Origin of the sequence: Burkholderia sp. RF7-non_BP4 (genome assembly GCF_001521935.1) — a bacterium.
Classification (GTDB): Bacteria; Pseudomonadota; Gammaproteobacteria; order Burkholderiales; family Burkholderiaceae; genus Burkholderia; species Burkholderia diffusa.
Genome location: NZ_LOTA01000028.1, coordinates 172,047 through 189,875, shown reverse-complemented (window position 1 = coordinate 189,875; position 17,829 = coordinate 172,047). Strand labels below are relative to the sequence as shown.

18 protein-coding genes and 1 tRNA gene are annotated in these 17,829 nt (G+C 67.1%); 10 read left to right on the top strand and 9 right to left on the bottom strand.

Translation table 11 applies throughout. The features are described 5' to 3' along the window. Window positions 1–11: 11 nt before the first annotated feature. Entirely contained in the window at window positions 12–851 is an 840-nt protein-coding gene (locus WS49_RS10735) for an alpha/beta fold hydrolase (RefSeq protein WP_059527667.1), read from the top strand. 40 nt (window positions 852–891) lie between these two features. Here the strand turns inward: WS49_RS10735 and WS49_RS35590 are convergent, their stop codons facing one another. The 4 genes from WS49_RS35590 to WS49_RS10720 all read right to left on the bottom strand — a co-directional run bounded on the left by WS49_RS35590 (window position 892) and on the right by WS49_RS10720 (window position 3,571). Further along, window positions 892–1,062: a hypothetical protein gene (locus WS49_RS35590; RefSeq protein ID WP_179949271.1), complete on the bottom strand. Its 171-nt coding sequence runs from the start codon at window positions 1,060–1,062 to the stop codon at window positions 892–894. Window positions 1,063–1,227: 165 nt separating this feature from the next. Next, window positions 1,228–1,312 (bottom strand) — tRNA-Leu (locus WS49_RS10730). Window positions 1,313–1,407: 95 nt separating this feature from the next. After that, a complete protein-coding gene (locus WS49_RS10725; protein WP_059527664.1) occupies window positions 1,408–2,565 on the bottom strand; it encodes an ABC transporter substrate-binding protein in 1,158 nt (385 codons plus the stop codon). A gap of 64 nt (window positions 2,566–2,629) precedes the next feature. Beyond that, complete coding sequence (locus WS49_RS10720; RefSeq protein WP_009689198.1) at window positions 2,630–3,571, bottom strand: CysB family HTH-type transcriptional regulator; 942 nt, start codon at window positions 3,569–3,571, stop codon at window positions 2,630–2,632. A gap of 216 nt (window positions 3,572–3,787) precedes the next feature. Here WS49_RS10720 and WS49_RS10715 point away from each other — a divergent pair, with 216 nt between their 5' ends. The 6 genes from WS49_RS10715 to cobA all read left to right on the top strand — a co-directional run bounded on the left by WS49_RS10715 (window position 3,788) and on the right by cobA (window position 9,977). Next, the gene (locus WS49_RS10715; protein WP_059527662.1) at window positions 3,788–5,467 is read left to right on the top strand and encodes a nitrite/sulfite reductase; all 1,680 of its coding nucleotides are present in this window, start codon (window positions 3,788–3,790) and stop codon (window positions 5,465–5,467) included. Window positions 5,468–5,492: 25 nt separating this feature from the next. Continuing rightward, window positions 5,493–6,035 (top strand): DUF934 domain-containing protein, encoded by a 543-nt coding sequence (locus tag WS49_RS10710; RefSeq protein ID WP_059527659.1) that lies wholly within the window; start codon window positions 5,493–5,495, stop codon window positions 6,033–6,035. After that, a complete protein-coding gene (locus tag WS49_RS10705) occupies window positions 6,032–6,775 on the top strand; it encodes a phosphoadenylyl-sulfate reductase (protein WP_059527656.1) in 744 nt (247 codons plus the stop codon). Before WS49_RS10710 ends, WS49_RS10705 begins: the two co-directional genes overlap by 4 nt. Window positions 6,776–6,850: 75 nt before the next feature. After that, window positions 6,851–7,813 carry a sulfate adenylyltransferase subunit CysD gene (cysD, locus tag WS49_RS10700; RefSeq protein WP_059527653.1) on the top strand — a complete coding sequence of 321 codons (963 nt, stop codon included), beginning with the start codon at window positions 6,851–6,853 and terminating at the stop codon, window positions 7,811–7,813. Window positions 7,814–7,835: 22 nt separating this feature from the next. Beyond that, window positions 7,836–9,152, top strand: coding sequence for a sulfate adenylyltransferase subunit 1 (locus WS49_RS10695; RefSeq protein WP_059527650.1), 1,317 nt, complete (start codon window positions 7,836–7,838; stop codon window positions 9,150–9,152). 75 nt (window positions 9,153–9,227) lie between these two features. After that, window positions 9,228–9,977: a uroporphyrinogen-III C-methyltransferase gene (gene cobA, locus WS49_RS10690; RefSeq protein WP_059527647.1), complete on the top strand. Its 750-nt coding sequence runs from the start codon at window positions 9,228–9,230 to the stop codon at window positions 9,975–9,977. An 80-nt stretch (window positions 9,978–10,057) separates the two neighbouring features. On the opposite strand, the gene WS49_RS10685 is transcribed toward cobA, so the two are convergent. The 3 genes from WS49_RS10685 to lptF are packed head-to-tail and all read right to left on the bottom strand — an operon-like array spanning window position 10,058 to window position 12,710. Then, complete coding sequence (locus WS49_RS10685) at window positions 10,058–10,441, bottom strand: sirohydrochlorin chelatase (protein WP_059527644.1); 384 nt, start codon at window positions 10,439–10,441, stop codon at window positions 10,058–10,060. A gap of 25 nt (window positions 10,442–10,466) precedes the next feature. Next, entirely contained in the window at window positions 10,467–11,615 is a 1,149-nt protein-coding gene (gene lptG / locus WS49_RS10680) for an LPS export ABC transporter permease LptG (RefSeq protein ID WP_059527640.1), read from the bottom strand. Window positions 11,616–11,618: 3 nt separating this feature from the next. Beyond that, entirely contained in the window at window positions 11,619–12,710 is a 1,092-nt protein-coding gene (lptF, locus tag WS49_RS10675) for an LPS export ABC transporter permease LptF (RefSeq protein ID WP_059527638.1), read from the bottom strand. A 122-nt stretch (window positions 12,711–12,832) separates the two neighbouring features. Between lptF and WS49_RS10670 the strand changes: the two genes are divergently transcribed. From WS49_RS10670 to WS49_RS10660, 3 genes are read left to right on the top strand one after another with little or no spacing between them, the layout of a single operon-like run. Next, window positions 12,833–14,344 (top strand): leucyl aminopeptidase, encoded by a 1,512-nt coding sequence (locus tag WS49_RS10670; protein WP_059527635.1) that lies wholly within the window; start codon window positions 12,833–12,835, stop codon window positions 14,342–14,344. 34 nt (window positions 14,345–14,378) lie between these two features. After that, the gene (locus WS49_RS10665; protein WP_059527631.1) at window positions 14,379–14,795 is read left to right on the top strand and encodes a DNA polymerase III subunit chi; all 417 of its coding nucleotides are present in this window, start codon (window positions 14,379–14,381) and stop codon (window positions 14,793–14,795) included. A 25-nt stretch (window positions 14,796–14,820) separates the two neighbouring features. Then, a complete protein-coding gene (locus WS49_RS10660; protein ID WP_059527629.1) occupies window positions 14,821–15,510 on the top strand; it encodes a DUF2486 family protein in 690 nt (229 codons plus the stop codon). A gap of 116 nt (window positions 15,511–15,626) precedes the next feature. Here WS49_RS10660 and WS49_RS10655 read toward each other — a convergent pair whose 3' ends face one another. Both WS49_RS10655 and ilvD read right to left on the bottom strand, forming a co-directional pair. Further along, window positions 15,627–15,956: a c-type cytochrome gene (locus WS49_RS10655; protein WP_059527625.1), complete on the bottom strand. Its 330-nt coding sequence runs from the start codon at window positions 15,954–15,956 to the stop codon at window positions 15,627–15,629. Window positions 15,957–16,081: 125 nt separating this feature from the next. Then, window positions 16,082–17,755, bottom strand: a complete 1,674-nt coding sequence (gene ilvD / locus WS49_RS10650) for a dihydroxy-acid dehydratase (protein WP_059527622.1) — start codon at window positions 17,753–17,755, stop codon at window positions 16,082–16,084. Between the last annotated feature and the right edge of the window lie 74 nt (window positions 17,756–17,829).

Below are 17,829 nucleotides of genomic sequence, written 5' to 3'. Positions count from 1 at the left end.
CCGGAGTGCACATGACCGCTTATCGATATGCGACGACCGCGTCGCTCGAACTTGCCTATCTCGAATGGAATCCGCGCGGCGAACGCGTGGCCGTGCTGCTGCATGGCTGGCCGGACAGCCCGGTCGGCTGGGAAGCCGTGGCCGAAACACTGGCCGCGCAAGGCTACCGCGTGCTCGCACTCGCGCTGCGCGGCTTCGCGCCGACCCGCTTTCGCGATCCCGCGACGCCGCGCAGCGGCCAGCTCGCGGCGCTTGGCCGCGACCTGCTCGAATTCATCGACGTGCTCGGCATCGAACGGCCGGTCCTGGTCGGGCACGATTGGGGTGCCCGCGCGGTTGCGAACGCGTGCGGATTGCGCGACGGCGCGGCCTCGCATCTGGTGATGCTGTCGGTGGGATACGGCACGAACGACCCGGCCCAGCCGCTGTCGCTGCCGCAGGCGCTGTGCGACGATCGCCGTGCGTTCGCGCGCCTGATGTGGGACACGTGGTCGCCGGCCGGCTGGTACGACGCGCGCGACTTCGATGCGGCGGCGACTGCCTTCGACGGGCCGGACTGGATCGACGTGGTCCTGCATTCGTACCGTTATCGCTGGGGATTCGTCGACGGCGGGGCCGCTTATGCGGACGACGAAGCGCAACTGACGCCCGCGCCCGTGCTGTCGGTGCCGACGCTGGTGCTGCACGGCGGCGCGGATACCTGCAACGGGCCGGAGACTTCGGCCAGGCGCGAGCGGTTCTTCACCGGCCGCTATGAGCGGACCGTGCTCGATGGCGTCGGGCACTTTCCGCAGCGCGAGGCGCCGGCGGCCGTCGCGGACGCGATTCTGCGGTTCTGCGAGCAGGGTTGAACGTGCGGCGCGCGCCTTGGGGCGAGGTCGGTCGAGCCGGTCACTCGGTGCGGTGCGGAATGTTGTCCGGGAACGGGTAGGGCGCATGCGGCCCGGGCCAGTCGGGCACGGGCGGCTCGCGGAGCAGATCGCATCCGCCCAGCACGATCGACAGCAGCGCGACGAGCATGCCGCGGCCAATCCGGCTCGAAAAGACGACGCGCGTGGACATGAGCGGCCTCCGTGCTTGCGTGTCCTGATGCTTGGACTGTCGGCGGAGGGTGCGCGTTGCGGCGTGCGATGCGCGCGGGAAAAACGCACGGCAAAAACAAAAAACCCGCGAAGCGGCGAGCTTGCGCGGGTTTCGACAGGTGCAGCGCATGACGCTGCGAAATACTGGTGCCCAGGGCCGGAATCGAACCGGCACGCCTTGCGGCGGGGGATTTTGAGTCCCCTGCGTCTACCAATTTCACCACCTGGGCTTTGATCCTGGCCGCGCATGTGATTGTGCGCGGCGAAACGCGGATTATGGCGGAAAACGGGGCACCGGGCAAGCTGTCCGGCGATCGTCCTTGCGTTACTGGCTCAGATAGACGAACTGGCCGTGCTTCACGATTCCCATCACGCTCGCGCGTTGATCGAGCCCCACGTGATCCTTGTCGCTGGTGTTGACGACGCCGTTCGGCACGACGAGCTCGTGCGCCCGCTCGAGCTCGCGCCGCAGCGCCGCGCGGAAGGCCGGCGTGCCGGGCTGCGCGGCCTTGAGCGCGCGGCCGACCGCGTCGGCGAGGCGCGGATAGACACCCGCCGCGTCGCCCGCGAACTGCGTGACGGTGCCGGCGCCGTATTTCGCTTCGTACGCATCGACGAACGCGAGCGCGGCCTTGCGGGCCGGATGGTCGGCGGGCAGCGTGCGCGCGACGACGACCGGCTGGGTCGGGAACAGCGTCCCGTCGACGTCCTTGCCGCCGAGCTTGATGAATTCGGGCGTCGCGATCCCGTGCGTCTGGTAGATCGCGCCCTTGTAGCCGCGCTCGATCAGCGTGCGCTGCGGCAGCACGGCCGGCGTGCCCGAGCCCGCGATCAGGATCGCGTCCGGCTTCGCCGCGATCAGCTTCAGCGCCTGGCCGGTGACGCTCGCGTCGGTGCGGTTGAAGCGCTCCGTCGCGATCACGCGGATCTTGCGGACTTCCGCGAAGCGTGTGAATTCATTCAGCCAGCTGTCGCCGTAGCTGTCCGCGAAGCCGATGAAGCCGACCGTCTTCACGCCGTGGTTGGCCATGTAGCGTGTCATCACGTCGGCCATCGCGCTGTCGCTCTGCGCCATCTTGAATGCCCAGGTCCGCGCGCCTTCCTGCGGCTCGACGATCGCGCCGGAGCCGACCAACGTGATCATCGGCGTCTGCGCGGCCGCCACCGCGTCGAGCGCCGCGAGCGCGGCCGGCGTGATGTTCGGCCCGACCACGACGTCGACGTGATCCTCGTCGACCAGCTTGCGGATGTTGCGCACGGCGGCGCCCGGGTCGGACGCGTCGTCGAGCACCGTCACCTGCAGCGGCTGCCCGGCGATCGTTTTCGGCCACATCAGGATCGCGTTCTTGCTGGTGATGCCGATCGCGGCGGCCGGGCCGGTCGACGACAGGTCGACGCCGACCTTCAGGTCGGCATGCGCGGCCGCGCAGGCGAGCACGAGGGCGGCGCCGGCGGCGCGGCGCAACAAGGCGGGAAGCGTCATGCGGGAATCTCCGTCGGGCAATAAAAAGGGGCGCGATTTGCGCCCCTGTGTTTATACCTGTCCTTCAAAGCTCGTACGATTCGGATTCGCCCTTGAGCGCCTGTTCGATCAGCTTGCGGTTCAGCGTCGGCGACAGCAGCTCCACGAGCGTATACACATAGCTGCGCAGGTAGGCACCTTGCTTGAGCGCGACGCGCGTCACGTTGCTGCCGAACAGGTGGCCGACCGGAATCAGCCGCAGGTTGCGGTCGCGCTCCGGGTTGAACGCGATGTCGGCCATGATCCCGACGCCGAGACCGAGCTCGACGTAGGTCTTGATCACGTCGGCGTCGATCGCCTCGAGCACGATGTCCGGCGACAGCCCGCGCAGCGCGAACGCATGGTTGATCTTCTTGCGGCCGGCGAACGCGTCGTCGTACGTGATCAGCGGGTATTGTGCGAGATCGTCCAGCGTGACCGGCTTGCGTTCGAGCAGCGGGTGGTCGGCCGGCACCACGGCCGCGTGATGCCACTGGAAGCAGGGCAGCGACACGAGTTCCTTGTAGTCGGCGATTGCCTCGGTCGCGATCGCGAGATCGGCCTGGTCGTGGATCACCATCTCGGCGACCTGCGTCGGGCTGCCTTGCAGGATCGACAGGTGCACCTTCGGGAAACGCTTCTTGAATTCGGCGATCGCGGCCGGCAGCGAATAGCGGGCCTGCGTGTGGGTGGCGGCGATCGTCAGGTTGCCCTGATCCTGCGCCGCATAGTCTTTTCCGACCCTTTTCAGGCTTTCAACTTCCTGCAGGATCCGCTCGACCGACGCGAGGATGATCCTGCCCGGCTCGGTGAGCGAGCGCACGCGTTTACCGTGCCGCGTGAAGATCTCCACGCCGAGCTCGTCCTCGAGCTCGATGATCGCCTTCGACACCCCCGGTTGCGACGTGTAGAGCGCCTTGGCGGCCTCGGTGAGGTTGAAATTCTGCCGGACGGCCTCGCGCACGAAGCGAAATTGGTGCAGGTTCATTTATAACCCTTCCGCATATCAACAGAATTTTTTAGTCGTTTGAAATATAAGGCGAGTTTATTACGATTCACCGGAGTTTTTCAAATATGGATATCTGTTTTCGTCATTAGCAATCCAGCCGGGCCGCGGAAGGCCGGCGGTGGCGGCGGAACGGAGATTCGGGCGCGACGTGGCTAGGACGTCGCGCGGTCACCACGAAAACCCTGGGGTCCCCGAATGTATCAGTACGACCAGTACGACCAGACGATCGTCGACGAGCGAGTCGCGCAGTACCGCGATCAGGTGCGCCGCCGCCTGTCGGGCGAGTTGAGCGAAGACGAGTTCCGTCCGCTGCGCCTGCAGAATGGCCTGTACATGCAGCGCCACGCGTACATGCACCGCATCGCGATTCCGTACGGCAACCTGCGCAGCGAGCAGCTCCGCATGCTGGCGCGCATCGCCCGCGAACACGACCGCGGCTACGGCCACTTCTCGACGCGCTCGAACATCCAGTTCAACTGGGTCCAGCTCGAGGAAACGCCCGAGATCCTCGCCAAGCTCGCGTCGGTGCAGATGCACGCGATCCAGACGTCGGGCAACTGCATCCGCAACATCACGGCCGACCAGTTCGCCGGCGTCGCTCAGGACGAGGAGATCGATCCGCGTCCGTGGTCGGAAATCCTGCGCCAGTGGTCGACGTTCCATCCCGAATTCGCATGGCTGCCGCGCAAGTTCAAGATCGCGGTGTCCGGCTCGAAGCACGACCGCGCGGCCGTGCAGATCCACGACCTCGGCGTGTACCTGAAGAAGAACGCGCAGGGCGAAGTGGTCGCGAGCATCCTCGCGGGCGGCGGTCTCGGCCGCACGCCGATCGTCGGCGCGGTGATCAAGGAAGACCTGCCGTGGCAGCACCTGCTGACCTACTGCGAAGCCGTGCTGCGCGTGTACAACCGCTACGGTCGCCGTGACAACCTGTACAAGGCGCGTATCAAGATCCTCGTGAAGGCGCTGTCGCCCGCGAAGTTCGCGCAGCAGGTCGAGGAAGAGTGGCAGCACCTGAAGGACGGCCCGTCGACGCTCACGCAGGCGGAAGTCGACCGCGTGTCGCAGTACTTCTTGCCGCCCGTCTACGAGAAGCTCGCCGACACCGACGCGTCGTTCGAACAGCACCTGCTCGAGAACAAGGCGTTCGCGCGCTGGGTCGAGCGCAACGTCGCGCCGCACAAGGTGCCGGGCTATGCCGCCGTCACGCTGTCGCTGAAGGATCACCGCGTGGCCCCGGGCGACGCGACCGATGCGCAGATGGACCTGGTGGCCGACTGGGCCGACGCGTACTCGCTCGGCGAACTGCGCGTGTCGCACGAGCAGAACCTGATTCTCGCGAACGTGAAGAAGCGCGACCTGTTCGCGGTGTGGGAAAAGGCGAAGGCGGCCGGCTTCGCGACGCCGAACGTCGGCCTGCTGACCGACATCATCGCGTGCCCGGGCGGCGACTTCTGCTCGCTCGCGAACGCGAAGTCGATCCCGATCGCGCTGGCGATCCAGCAGCGCTTCGACGATCTGGACTACGTGTACGACCTCGGCGACCTGTCGCTGAACATTTCCGGTTGCATGAACTCGTGCGGTCATCATCACGTGGGCAACATCGGCATCCTCGGCGTCGACAAGGACGGCGCCGAGTGGTACCAGGTGTCGCTCGGCGGCGAGCAGGGCACGGGCCGCAACGGCGCGCGCCTCGGCCGCGTGATCGGGCCGTCGTTCTCCGCGGAGGAAGTGCCGGACGTGATCGCGAAGCTGATCGACACGTTCGTCGAGGCGCGCATCGACGGCGAGCGCTTCATCGACACGTACGACCGCATCGGCATCGCACCGTTCAAGGAGCGCGTGTATGCGGCGCGCCAGGCAGTGAACGCGTAACCAACCGGGTAGAAGGAATTTGCAGATGGCTTCGATTATCAAGAACCGCGCAGTGATCGACGACGCATGGCAGGTCGTGCGCGCGGCGGAAGACGGTGCGCTGCCCGCGGTCGACGCGTTGCCGGCCGGCAAGGTGCTGGTGCCGTTCGCCCTGTGGCAGGCCGAGCGCGCGGCGCTCGTCGCCGCGAAGACGAAGGACGAACTCGGCGTGTGGCTCGCGCCGGACAGCGAGCCGGCCGATCTCGTGGCCGACTTCGGTGCGATCTCGCTGATCGCCGTCGATTTCCCGCGCTTCGCGGACGGCCGCGGCTACAGCATCGCGCGCCTTCTGCGCGAGCGCCACGGCTGGACCGGCGAGCTGCGCGCGATCGGCGACGTGCTGCGCGACCAGTTGCTGTACATGTCGCGTTGCGGCTTCGACGCGTTCGCGGTGCGTGCCGACAAGGACATCCGCGACGCGCTGAACGCGTTCGGCGAATTCACGCAGCGTTACCAGGGCGCGTTCGACGAGCCGGCGCCGCTGTTCCGCCGCCGCGATGCCGCGGCCGACGCCAAGGTGAGCGCATGAGCACCGCGATCGCACTGACGCCGGAACTCGCCGCGAAGGTCGAGCGCCTCGACGCGCTGCTCGCGCAGATCGGCGCGCGCCACGAGAAGGTGAAGTTCGCGAGCAGCCTCGCCGCGGAAGACATGCTGCTCACGCACGCGATCCTGTCGAAGGGCGTGTCGATCGGCATCTTCTCGCTGAACACCGGCCGCCTGCACGCGGAAACGCTGGGCATGATCGACCGCGTGCGCGAGCGCTACGGCTACGAGATCGAGCAGTTTCACCCGCGCCAGGACGCGGTCGACCAGTACGTCGCCGAGCACGGCCTGAACGCGTTCTACGAAAGCGTCGAGCTGCGCAAGTCGTGCTGCCACATCCGCAAGGTCGAGCCGCTGAACCGCGCGCTGGCCGACGTCGGCGCGTGGGTCACGGGCCAGCGCCGCGAGCAGTCGGTCACGCGTGCGGAACTGCACGAGGAAGAACAGGACGAAGCGCGCGGGATCGCGAAGTACAACCCGCTCGCCGACTGGACGGAAGCGGACGTGTGGGCGTACCTGAAGGTGTTCGACGTGCCGGTCAACCCGCTGCATGCGCGCGGCTACCCGAGCATCGGCTGCGAGCCGTGTACGCGCGCGATCCGCCCCGGCGAGGACAGCCGGGCGGGCCGCTGGTGGTGGGAGTCGCGCGACACGAAGGAATGCGGGCTGCACATCACGATCACGCCGATTCCCGCGAACGCCGAAGCCGGCGCCGCGCACTGAAAGCCGACAAGAAACCGAATATTGCGCCGCCCGCGACAGCGGGCGGCACGAACCCAGAAGAGAAGGACTGAAATCATGAGCACGACGCTCGAGCAATCCGCCTTTGCCCCGCCCACCGGCGCCGACGACCGCATGGGCCACCTCGACTGGCTCGAAGCCGAGTCGATCCACATCCTGCGCGAACTCGTTGCCGAATGCAGCAAGCCGGCGCTGTTGTTCTCGGGCGGCAAGGACTCGGTCGTCGTGCTGCACCTCGCGCTGAAGGCGTTCGGCCTCGGCGCGAACCGCAAGACGACGCTGCCGTTCCCGCTCGTGCACATCGATACGGGCCACAACTACGAGGAAGTGATCGACTTCCGCGACCGCCGTGCGCAAGAGCTCGGCGCCGAACTGGTGGTCGGCCACGTCGAGGATTCGATCAAGCGCGGCACGGTCGTGCTGCGCCGCGAAACCGATTCGCGCAACGCCGCGCAGGCCGTCACGCTGCTCGAGACGATCGAACAGCACGGCTACACGGCGCTGATCGGCGGCGCGCGCCGCGACGAAGAGAAGGCGCGCGCGAAGGAGCGGATCTTCTCGTTCCGCGACGAATTCGGCCAGTGGGATCCGAAGGCGCAGCGCCCGGAACTGTGGAGCCTGTTCAACGCGCGCCTGCACAAGGGCGAGCACCTGCGTGTGTTCCCGATCTCGAACTGGACCGAGCTCGACGTGTGGCAGTACATCGCGCGCGAGAATCTCGAACTGCCGTCGATCTACTACGCGCACCAGCGCGAGATCGTGCGCCGCAATGGTCTGCTCGTGCCCGTCACGCCGCTCACGCCGATGCGTGACGGCGAGACGAGCGAACTCGCGCAGGTGCGCTTCCGCACGGTCGGCGACATCAGCTGCACGTGCCCGGTCGAGAGCGACGCGGACGACGTCGAGAAGATCATCGCCGAGACGGCGGTGACCGAGATCACCGAACGCGGCGCGACCCGGATGGACGACCAGGCATCCGAAGCCGCGATGGAACAGCGCAAGAAGCAAGGTTATTTCTGAAGCACACGAGGACATTCACATCATGAGCATCATCGAGAACACCGAAGACCTCGGCGTGTTGCGCTTCATCACCGCGGGCAGCGTCGACGACGGCAAGAGCACGCTGATCGGCCGCCTGCTGTACGACAGCAAGGCTGTGCTGTCCGACCAGCTGTCCGCGCTGTCGCGCGCGAAGAACAAGCGCACGGTCGGCGACGAGATCGACCTCGCGCTGCTGACGGACGGGCTCGAAGCCGAGCGCGAGCAGGGCATCACGATCGACGTCGCATACCGCTACTTCGCGACCGCGAAGCGCAAGTTCATCATCGCCGACACGCCGGGCCACGAGCAGTACACGCGCAACATGGTGACGGGCGCATCGACCGCGCATGCGGCGATCATCCTGGTCGACGCGACGCGCGTGACGGTCGAGAACGGCGTCGCGGAACTGCTGCCGCAAACGAAGCGCCACAGCGCGATCGTGAAGCTGCTCGCGCTGCAGCACGTGATCGTCGCGATCAACAAGATGGACCTCGTCGACTACAGCGAAGCGCGCTTCAACGAGATCCGCGATGCGTACGTCGCGCTCGCGAAGCAGCTCGGCCTGAAGGACGTGCGTTTCGTGCCGGTGTCGGCGCTGAAGGGCGACAACATCGTCGGCGCAAGCGAGCGCATGCCGTGGTACGCGGGCGAGCCGCTGCTCGACGTGCTCGAATCGCTGCCGGTCGAGACGCAGGCGCATGACGCGCTGCGCTTCCCGGTGCAGTGGGTCGCACGCCAGGACGGCAGCTCGGCCGACGATTTCCGCGGCTACATGGGCCGGATCGAATCGGGCGAGGTGAAGGTCGGCGACGAGATCGTCGTGCTGCCGTCGAATCGCACCGCGACGATCGCCGAGATCGTCGCGCCGGTGCCGGGCGGCACCGCGTCGGTTGCGCATGCATTCGCGGGCCAGACGGTGACGATTCGCCTCGAACAGGACGTCGACGTGTCGCGCGGCGACATGTTCGTCACGACCGCCGAGACGGTCGCGCCGGCGAAGAAGCTCGAGGCGGACCTGTGCTGGTTCGACGAGACGCCGCTGTCGCCGCAGCGCAAATACCTGCTGAAGCAGACCACGAGCACGGTGTTCGCGAAGATCGGCGCGGTCAAGGAAGTGCTCGACGTGCATACGCTGTCGCACGCGACCGACCGCCAGGAACTGAAGATGAACGACATCGGCCGCGTGGCGCTGACGCTGCAGAAGCCGATCGTCTGCGACACGTACGACGCGCATCCGGGCACGGGCGCGTTCGTGCTGATCGACGAGGCGACGCATCATACGGTCGCCGCCGGCATGATCCGGGCGTTCTCGGCGTAACCGGCGTTTCGCGCCGCCCGTGCGGGCGGCGCGCGCCGGTCGCCGTTCACGGGCAGGACAAGCGAAGCGACAAACATGGGCAAGGTGTATCTGATCGGAGCAGGGCCGGGCGCGGCGGACCTCATCACGGTGCGTGGCGCGCGGCTGCTCGAGCAAGCCGACGTCGTGCTGCACGACGCGCTCGTCGAGCCGGCGATGCTCGACTATGCGCCGAACGCGCGGAAAATCGCGGTCGGCAAGCGCTGCGGGCAGCGTTCGACCGCGCAGCACTTCATCAACAAGCAGATCGTCGACGCGGCGCGCGAGCATGCGTGCGTCGTGCGCCTGAAGGGCGGCGATCCGATGCTGTTCGGGCGCGCCGAAGAGGAAATGCGCGCGCTCGAGGCGGCCGGCATCGATTACGAGGTCGTGCCGGGCATCACGGCAGCGCTGGCCGGCGCGGCGACGCTGAAGCGCTCGCTGACGTTGCGCGGCGTGTCGCGCAGCGTCGCGTTCGCGACGCACAGCCGCGCACCGGGCAGCGACGAGATTCGCGAGGCCGCGCGCGCCGATTCGATCGTCTACTACATGGGCCGCGACAGCGCGCCGGGCATCGCCCGCGAACTGATCGACGCGGGACGTGCGCCCGCGACGCCGGTCGCGATCGTCGAGGCGTGCAGCACCGCGCGCGAACGTACGCTGACGCTCACGCTTGCGCAGATGGCGGCGGGCGACGCACAGGCGTGGCTCGACCCGGCGGAGCCGAGCCTGCTGATGATCGGCGATGCGTTCGCCGAACGCGTGCGGCGCGTGAAAGAGGGCGATGCGCTGCAGGACGCCGCTTGAGTCGAGCGCGTGGTTCGCAGGCGTAAAAAAAGCGCTGGCTTTCGAAGCCAGCGCTTTTTTGTTTGGGCTCGCCGATTCGCTTACGCGTCGGGGCCGACCTGGTCGATGCAGTAGCGTGCGATCGCATCGAGCACGCCGTCGTCTTCACCGACGGCCGTCGCGCAGCGGATCTCGATGCCCGGATGCACGGCGCGGCACGCGTCGACGAGCTGCGGCAGGTCGCGGCGCACATGGCCGCCCTGGCCGAAGAACACGGGCACCACGGTGATGCGCGTGCAGCCGGCCGCGACCTGCGCGGCAACGGCCGTATCGAGCGACGGCGTCATCAGTTCGAGAAACGCAAGCGACACGTGCGGGGCAGGGGAGCCGGCCGCGCGCAGCCGCGCGGCGAGCCGCTCGAACGGCTCGGCCCAGCGCGGATCGCGTGCGCCGTGGCCGAACAGGACGATGCCGTGCGAACTCATGTCGAAGCCTCCGTCGTGACGGCGCTCAGTGCCGGTCGACCCACTTGAGCGCGAACAGGCCGAGCGCGAGATAGATCAGGCCCGGTGTCGCCGCGGTCAGCGGCGCGGGCCACGTGTTCAGCGTACCGATGTGCGAGAACAGCGTGTTGAGCAGCTGGAAGCTCATGCCGAGCATGATGCCGCCGAACACCTTCACGCCGACCACGCCGGCACGCGTATGCAGGTACGCGAACGGCAGCGACAGCACGAGCATCACGAACACCGCGAACGGGTAGAGCAGCTTGCGCCACAGCGCGATGTCGTAGCGCTGCGTGTCCTGCTGGTTTTCGCGCAAGTGCTGGATGTAGCGGAACAGGTTGATGAGCGACATCCGTTCCGGCGACACGAGCAGCACCGACAGGATCTGCGGCGTCAGGTCCGAGCGCAGCCGGTATTCGGGCAGCGTCACCTGCTGCGACCGGTACACGGGGTTCAGCGCGTCGGCCGGTTCGCCGCTGATCGGCTTGATCGGCGTCAGTTCGGTTTCCGTCACGCCCGTGAGCAGCCAGTGGCCGGGCGGTTCGTAGCGGCCCGTCTGCGCGATCCGCACGTTCTGCAGCTGGAATTTCGAGTCGAATTCGTAGATGCGCACGTTGCTGATCGTCGAATCGGGCGACAGGCTGCCGACGTTGACGAAGCGCGTGACCTGCTCGCCGTTCTCGCGGGCCGCGAGCGTGTCCTTCACCCACACGCCCGACTGGAAGTTCGACGACACCGACGCGCCGAGCGCCTGCAGGCGCACGCGTTCGGACAGCTGGTCGGCGTACGGGCCGACGAATTCGCCGATCAGGTAGGTGATGATCACGAGCGGGATGCCGATCTTCAGCAGCGAGCGCAGCGCCTGGTTGGTCGCGAGGCCCGACACGCGGAAGATCGTGAATTCCGAGTTCGCGGCCATCTGCGCGAACACGTAGATCGCGCTGATCAGCGCGGCGACCGGGATGATCTCGTAGAAGCGCGACGGGGTCTGCAGCGCGACGCGCAGCACCGCGTAGCCGAACTTGTAGTTGCCGTGCCCGACCGAGTTCAGTTCGCTGATCAGGTCGAAGAAGAAGAACAGGCCCGAGAACGCGAACAGGATGAAGATGAACGTGACGTAGATCTGCCGCGCGAAGTATTTTTCATAGAGCCGCATCGATCATGCTCCCGAGCGGCCGAACAGCGCGCGTGTAAACAGCGGACGATTGCGCACGCGCAACCAGAAGATGAACGCGACGATCGCCGCGACCACCAGGTGCAGGCCGACGAGACCGACGCCGAACGACATCTTGCCCTGTTCGATCTGCGCCTGCACGACGTTCAGCAGGTTCGAATACGTGAGGTAGATCAGCACGGCCATCACGAGGTTGATCGTGCGGCTGCGGCGCGGGTTCTGGTACGACAGCGGAATGCCGAGCACCATCAGGTTGATGGCGATCAGCGGCAGCCCCGCGCGCCACGCGAATTCCGCGAGGTTGTCGCGCGTCGGGTTGCGCAGCAGGTCGGGTGTCGGCGTGCTGTTGGTGGTCTGCACGTTGGTGACCGGCGTGCTCGTGATCTTCACGCCGTAGCGCTGGAACTCCATGATCTTGAAATTCGGCTGGCCGGGCGTGCCGTCGTAGCGGCGGCCGTCCTCCAGCACGACGAAGCGATCGCCGTCCTTCGTTTCCGTGTGGCCCGTGTGCGAGACCACGACGTTGACCTTGCCGTTCTCGGTCGACGTGACGAACACGTTCTGCACCTTGCTCTGGTCCGGCGACATCTTCTCGATGAAGAACACGCGATGGTTCGACGCCGATTCGCGGAACTGGCCGGGCGCGAGCAGCGAGATTTCGTCGCGCTGCTGGAAGCGCGCCTTGATCATCTTGCTCTGCTGGTTCGACCACGGCCAGCCGACGAACGCGAAGAACGCGATCAGCAGGACGATCGGCGTGGCGAACACGCCGATCGGCTTGATCAGGCGCGTGAGGCTGACGCCCGACGCGAGCCAGACGACCATTTCGGAATCCCGGTACCACCGGGTCAGCACGAACAGGATCGACACGAACAGCGTGACGACGAGCATCACGGCGAGATAGCCGATCACGGTCAGGCCGATCAGCACGAGCACGTCGCGCGGATCGATTTCGCCGGACGCGGCATAGCCGACGATGCGGATCATCATCGTCGTGAGCATGATCGTGAGCAGCACCATGAACACGGCGCCAGCCGTATACGCAAGCTCGCGCTGGAGGGAGCGTTCGAAGATCATTCTTGATGAGAAGAGGGCGGGAGGCTGCGCACGCGTGGTGGAGCGCTCGCGCCGCCACGGGAAAAATAGCGGATAATTGCGGCTTTCATCCTTAGCCCAGATTTTATCCGAGGACAAGCGCGATGGACTTTAGCATAAAAGGCTGTGATTGGAGCAAAGGCGAGGCCAAGGGGTTCCTGACCGGGAAGTCCGACTGCATCGTGCTCGGCATCTTCGAAGCGCAGACTCTCTCGGGCGCGGCGCTCGACATCGACACGGCCACCAAGGGGCTGATCTCGCGCGTGGTGAAGGCCGGCGACATGGACGGCAAGCGCGGCAAGACGCTGTTCCTGCACGAGGTTTCGGGCATCGGTGCGTCGCGCGTGCTGCTCGTCGGCCTCGGCAAGCAGGATGCTTTCAATCAGAAAGCCTACAACGACGCGGCGACGGCCGCATGGCGCGCGCTGCTGGCGACCAAGGTCGTCCAGGTCACGTTCTCGCTCGCTCAACTGCCGGTCGACGAGCGCGGCTCCGACTGGGGCGTGCGTGCGGCGATTCTCGCGCTGCGCAACGAGACCTACCGCTTCACGCAGATGAAGAGCAAGCCGGAACCGGCGTCGCATACGCTCAAGCGCGTCGTGTTCAGCGTCGATCCGGCCGATGAAAAGGCGGCGAAGCTGGCGGCCAAGCAGGCCGTCGCGCTGGCGAACGGGATGGACCTCACGCGCGACCTAGGCAACCTGCCCGGCAACGTGTGCACGCCGACCTATCTCGGCAACACCGCGAAGAAGATCGCGAAGGATTGGGGTCTGAAGGTCGAGGTGCTCGGCCTGAAGCAGATCCAGGCGCTCAAGATGGGCTCGTTCCTGTCGGTCGCGCGCGCGTCGGTCGAGCCGCCGCAGTTCATCGTGCTGCATTACCAGGGCGCCGCCGCGAAGGCCGCGCCGGTCGTGCTGGTCGGCAAGGGCATCACGTTCGACACGGGCGGCATCTCGCTGAAGCCGGGCGAGGGCATGGACGAGATGAAGTACGACATGTGCGGCGCGGGCTCGGTGCTCGGCACGATGCGTGCGGTCGCCGAAATGGGCCTGAAGATCAACGTCGTCGCGATCGTGCCGACCTGCGAGAACATGCCGGGCGGCAATGCGACGAAGCCGGGCGACATCGTCACCAGCATGAAGGGGCTGACGATCGAGGTGCTCAACACCGACGCCGAGGGCCGCCTGATCCTGTGCGACGCGCTCACTTATGCGGAACGCTTCAAGCCGGCGGCCGTGATCGACGTGGCGACGCTGACGGGCGCTTGCGTGATCGCGCTCGGCGGCCACAACAGCGGCTTGTTCTCGAAGGACGATGCGCTCGCGGGCGAGCTGCTCGACGCCTCGCGCGAAGCGAACGATCCGGCGTGGCGCATGCCGCTCGACGACGAATACCAGGAACAGCTGAAGTCGAATTTCGCGGACATCGCGAACATCGGCGGACGTCCGGCCGGCGCCGTGACGGCGGCGTGCTTCCTGTCGCGCTTCACCGACAGCTATCCGTGGGCGCACCTGGACATCGCCGGCACGGCGTGGAAGGGCGGCGCGGCGAAGGGCGCGACCGGCCGTCCGGTGCCGCTGCTCGCGCAGTTCCTGATCGACCGCGCCGGCCAGTGATGGCGGGTCTCACGACGATGCGGGTGCGCGGGCAATGACGCGAATCGATTTCCATTCGAACGTCGGCGATTCGCTCGCGTACGCATGCCGGCTGCTGCGCAAGGCCTACCTGGCCGGGCAGCCGGTCGTCGTGCTCGCGGAACCGGCGCGCCTGCGCGCGCTCGACGAGCGGCTCTGGACGTTCTCGCCGCTCGATTTCATTCCGCACTGCGGCGTCGACAGCGCGCACGCGGCCGGCACGCCGATCGTGCTGACCGCTGATCTCGACCAGGCGCCGCATCACCACGTGCTGCTGAACCTCGGCGCGGCCGTGCCCGCGCAGTTCGCCCGCTTCGAGCGCCTGCTAGAGGTGGTCGGCAATGCGCCGGACGAGCTGGCCGCGGGCCGCGACCGCTATCGCTTCTACCGCGATCGCGGATACGCGCTGAACAACTACAAGCAAGGCAGCTAGCCGAAACCGTCGACGGAGCGTCCCCGTGACACAAGCCGAATCCTCTTCGATCCCGACGCTGACCGACGTGCTGGTGCCGGGCAAGCCGATGCCGGCGCGTTCGTCCGCGACCGATGCGCCGCCGCGCGACGATGCCGCCGTGCCGGAACACGCGGGAATCGACCCCGAATTCGTGGTGATCGAGCCGGTGCCGACGCCGGATGTCCCGGCCGTCGAACTGCCGGGCGACAGCGATGCACCGGCGCAACCCGGTGCCGCCGGGCACGTCGTCGCCGAGGAGTCGGCTGCGGCACAGGCGCCGTTGCGCTCCGCGCTGGCCGACGACGAAGGCCAGCAGGCCGGTGTCGCCGCGACGCCGCGCGACGCCGGCGAAGCGATGCCGTCTCACGCGGTCGCAACGGCTGCCGACGAACTGGCCACCGATCATCTGGTTCGCGCAGTGCACCCGGAGTCGCATGCGGCTGCCGCGCTGACGCCGGAGGACGCGCAACATATCGCCGAGCGTCTACGTAATCGGCTGACGAATTATCTGACCGGGGAAGGGCGCGAGGCCATCGAGGCACGCTGCCGCGACGCGCTGCACGACCATACGGCCTGGCTGGTCGGCCAGATCACGCGCGAAGTGGCGCTGGCGCTCGAAACCGAAGTGATGGAATGGGTTCGCGACGCGGTCGACGAAGAGATCGCTCGCCGCCAAACCGGACGTTCAGGCTGAGCGCACGGCGCGTTTCGTGCGCGGGTGCCGCGGGCGCGGCTCCTGTCGCAACGAGAAGCATGGCGCCGTGCCGGGCGCAAAGCGCGGCGCGCGTGCACGCCGCCCGGTCATCCGGTTCAGCGCAGCGACAGCACCCATTGCGCGAGCGTGTGTGCTTCGCCGCTCGTCAACTGCGTATTGGCGGGCATCGGCACGCCGCCCCACACCCCGACGCTGCCCTTCACGATCGATTGCGCGAGGTAATCGACGGCGTCGGCACGTGCGGTGTACTTGCCGGCGATGTCGTGGAACGACGGGCCCATCAGCGGCTTGCCGACCGCATGGCAGGCCATGCAGTTCTTGCGCTGCGCGAGCACGAGTCCGTCGCCGGCCTGGTCGGCGTGTGCCGCCGCCGCTCTGCCGGTCAGCAGCGCCACGAGCAGCGCACGCGATATCGTCTGTTTCATGCGGTTCTCCGCCGGCGGGAACGGCCGGCTTCACGGTCCGCGCATTATAAAAGCAAAGGGAAAGCGCGTTTTGCGCATTTCCCCGGTGGCCGTCCGAAAAGGGGTCGCATGACCTGCGTGCCGCATCAGCCGGTCACGGCACCCTTGTTCGCCGGGCGCGCGAGGGCCGCGTACTTGGCGAGCACGCCGCGCGTGTAGCGCGGCGCCGGTTGCTTCCACGCGGCGCGTCGGCGCGCGAGCTCGGCGTCGTCGACGTTCAGCTGCAGCACCAGCCGGTGCGCATCGATCGTGATCGAGTCGCCTTCCTGCACGAGCGCGATCGTGCCGCCGACGAAGGCCTCGGGCGCGACGTGCCCGACCACCATCCCCCAGGTGCCGCCCGAGAAGCGGCCGTCGGTGATGAAGCCGACCGATTCGCCGAGCCCCTTGCCGATGATCGCCGACGTCGGCGCGAGCATTTCCGGCATGCCGGGGCCGCCTTGCGGGCCGAGATAGCGCAGCACCAGCACGTCGCCCGCGCGGATCCGGTCGCCGAGGATCGCGTCCATCGCGCTTTGCTCGTCGTCGAACACGCGCGCCGGGCCCGTGATCACCGGGTTCTTCAGGCCGGTGATCTTCGCGACCGCGCCGTCTTCCGCGAGGTTGCCCTTCAGGATCGCGAGATGCCCTTCCTTGTACAGCGCGCGATCGATCGGGAAGATCACCTTCTGGTCCGCGCCCGGCACGCCCGGCACATCCTTCAGCTCCTCGGCGATCGTGCGGCCGGTGATCGTGATGCAGTCGCCGTGCAGCAGCCCCGCATCGAGCAGGATCCGCAGCACCTGCGGGATGCCGCCGGCCTGGTGCAGGTCGGTCGCGACGTACTGGCCCGACGGCTTCAGGTCGCAGATCACCGGCACGCGCTTGCGGATGCGCTCGAAGTCGTCGATCGTCCAGTCGACCTCGGCCGCATGCGCAATCGCGAGATAGTGCAGCACCGCGTTGGTCGAGCCGCCGGTCGCCATGATCAGCGACACCGCGTTCTCGATCGACGCCTTCGTGATGATGTCGCGCGGCTTCAGGTCGCGCTTCACGGCCTCGACCAGCACGCGCGCCGATTCGGCGGCCGAGTCGACCTTCTCCTGATCGGGGTTCGCCATCGTCGACGAGTACATCAGCGACATGCCGAGCGCCTCGAACGACGAGCTCATCGTGTTCGCGGTGTACATCCCGCCGCACGACCCCGACGTCGGGCACGCGTTCTGCTCGACTCCTTCGAAATCTTCCTGCGACATCCGGCCGGCGGTGAACTCGCCGACCGCCTCGAACGACGACACGATCGTCAGGTCGCGGCCCTTCCAGTGGCCGGGGCGGATCGTGCCGCCGTACACGTAGATGCCCGGCACGTTCAGGCGCGCGAGCGCGATCATCCCGCCGGGCATGTTCTTGTCGCAGCCGCCGACCACCACCACGCCGTCCATCCACTGGCCCTGCACGCAGGTCTCGATGCAGTCGGCGATCACTTCGCGCGACACGAGCGAGTACTTCATGCCCTCGGTGCCCATCGACATGCGGTCCGAGATCGTCGGCGTGCCGAAGATCTGCGGGTTCGCATCGGCCGCCTTCACCGCCGCGACGGCCGCGTCCGACAGCCGCTGCAGGCCCGAGTTGCACGGCGTGATCGTCGAGTGGCCGTTCGCGATGCCGATCATCGGCTTGTCGAAATCGTCCTTCCGGTAGCCGAGGGCGTAATACATCGAGCGGTTCGGCGAACGGGCCACGCCTTGCGTGATGTGCTTCGAGCGACGGTTGTACGGCATGGGGGACTCCATCGTTGTATTGGCGACGCCCGCGAACGGCGCGCCGGTTCGGATCAATCAAGAATGGAGTTTCC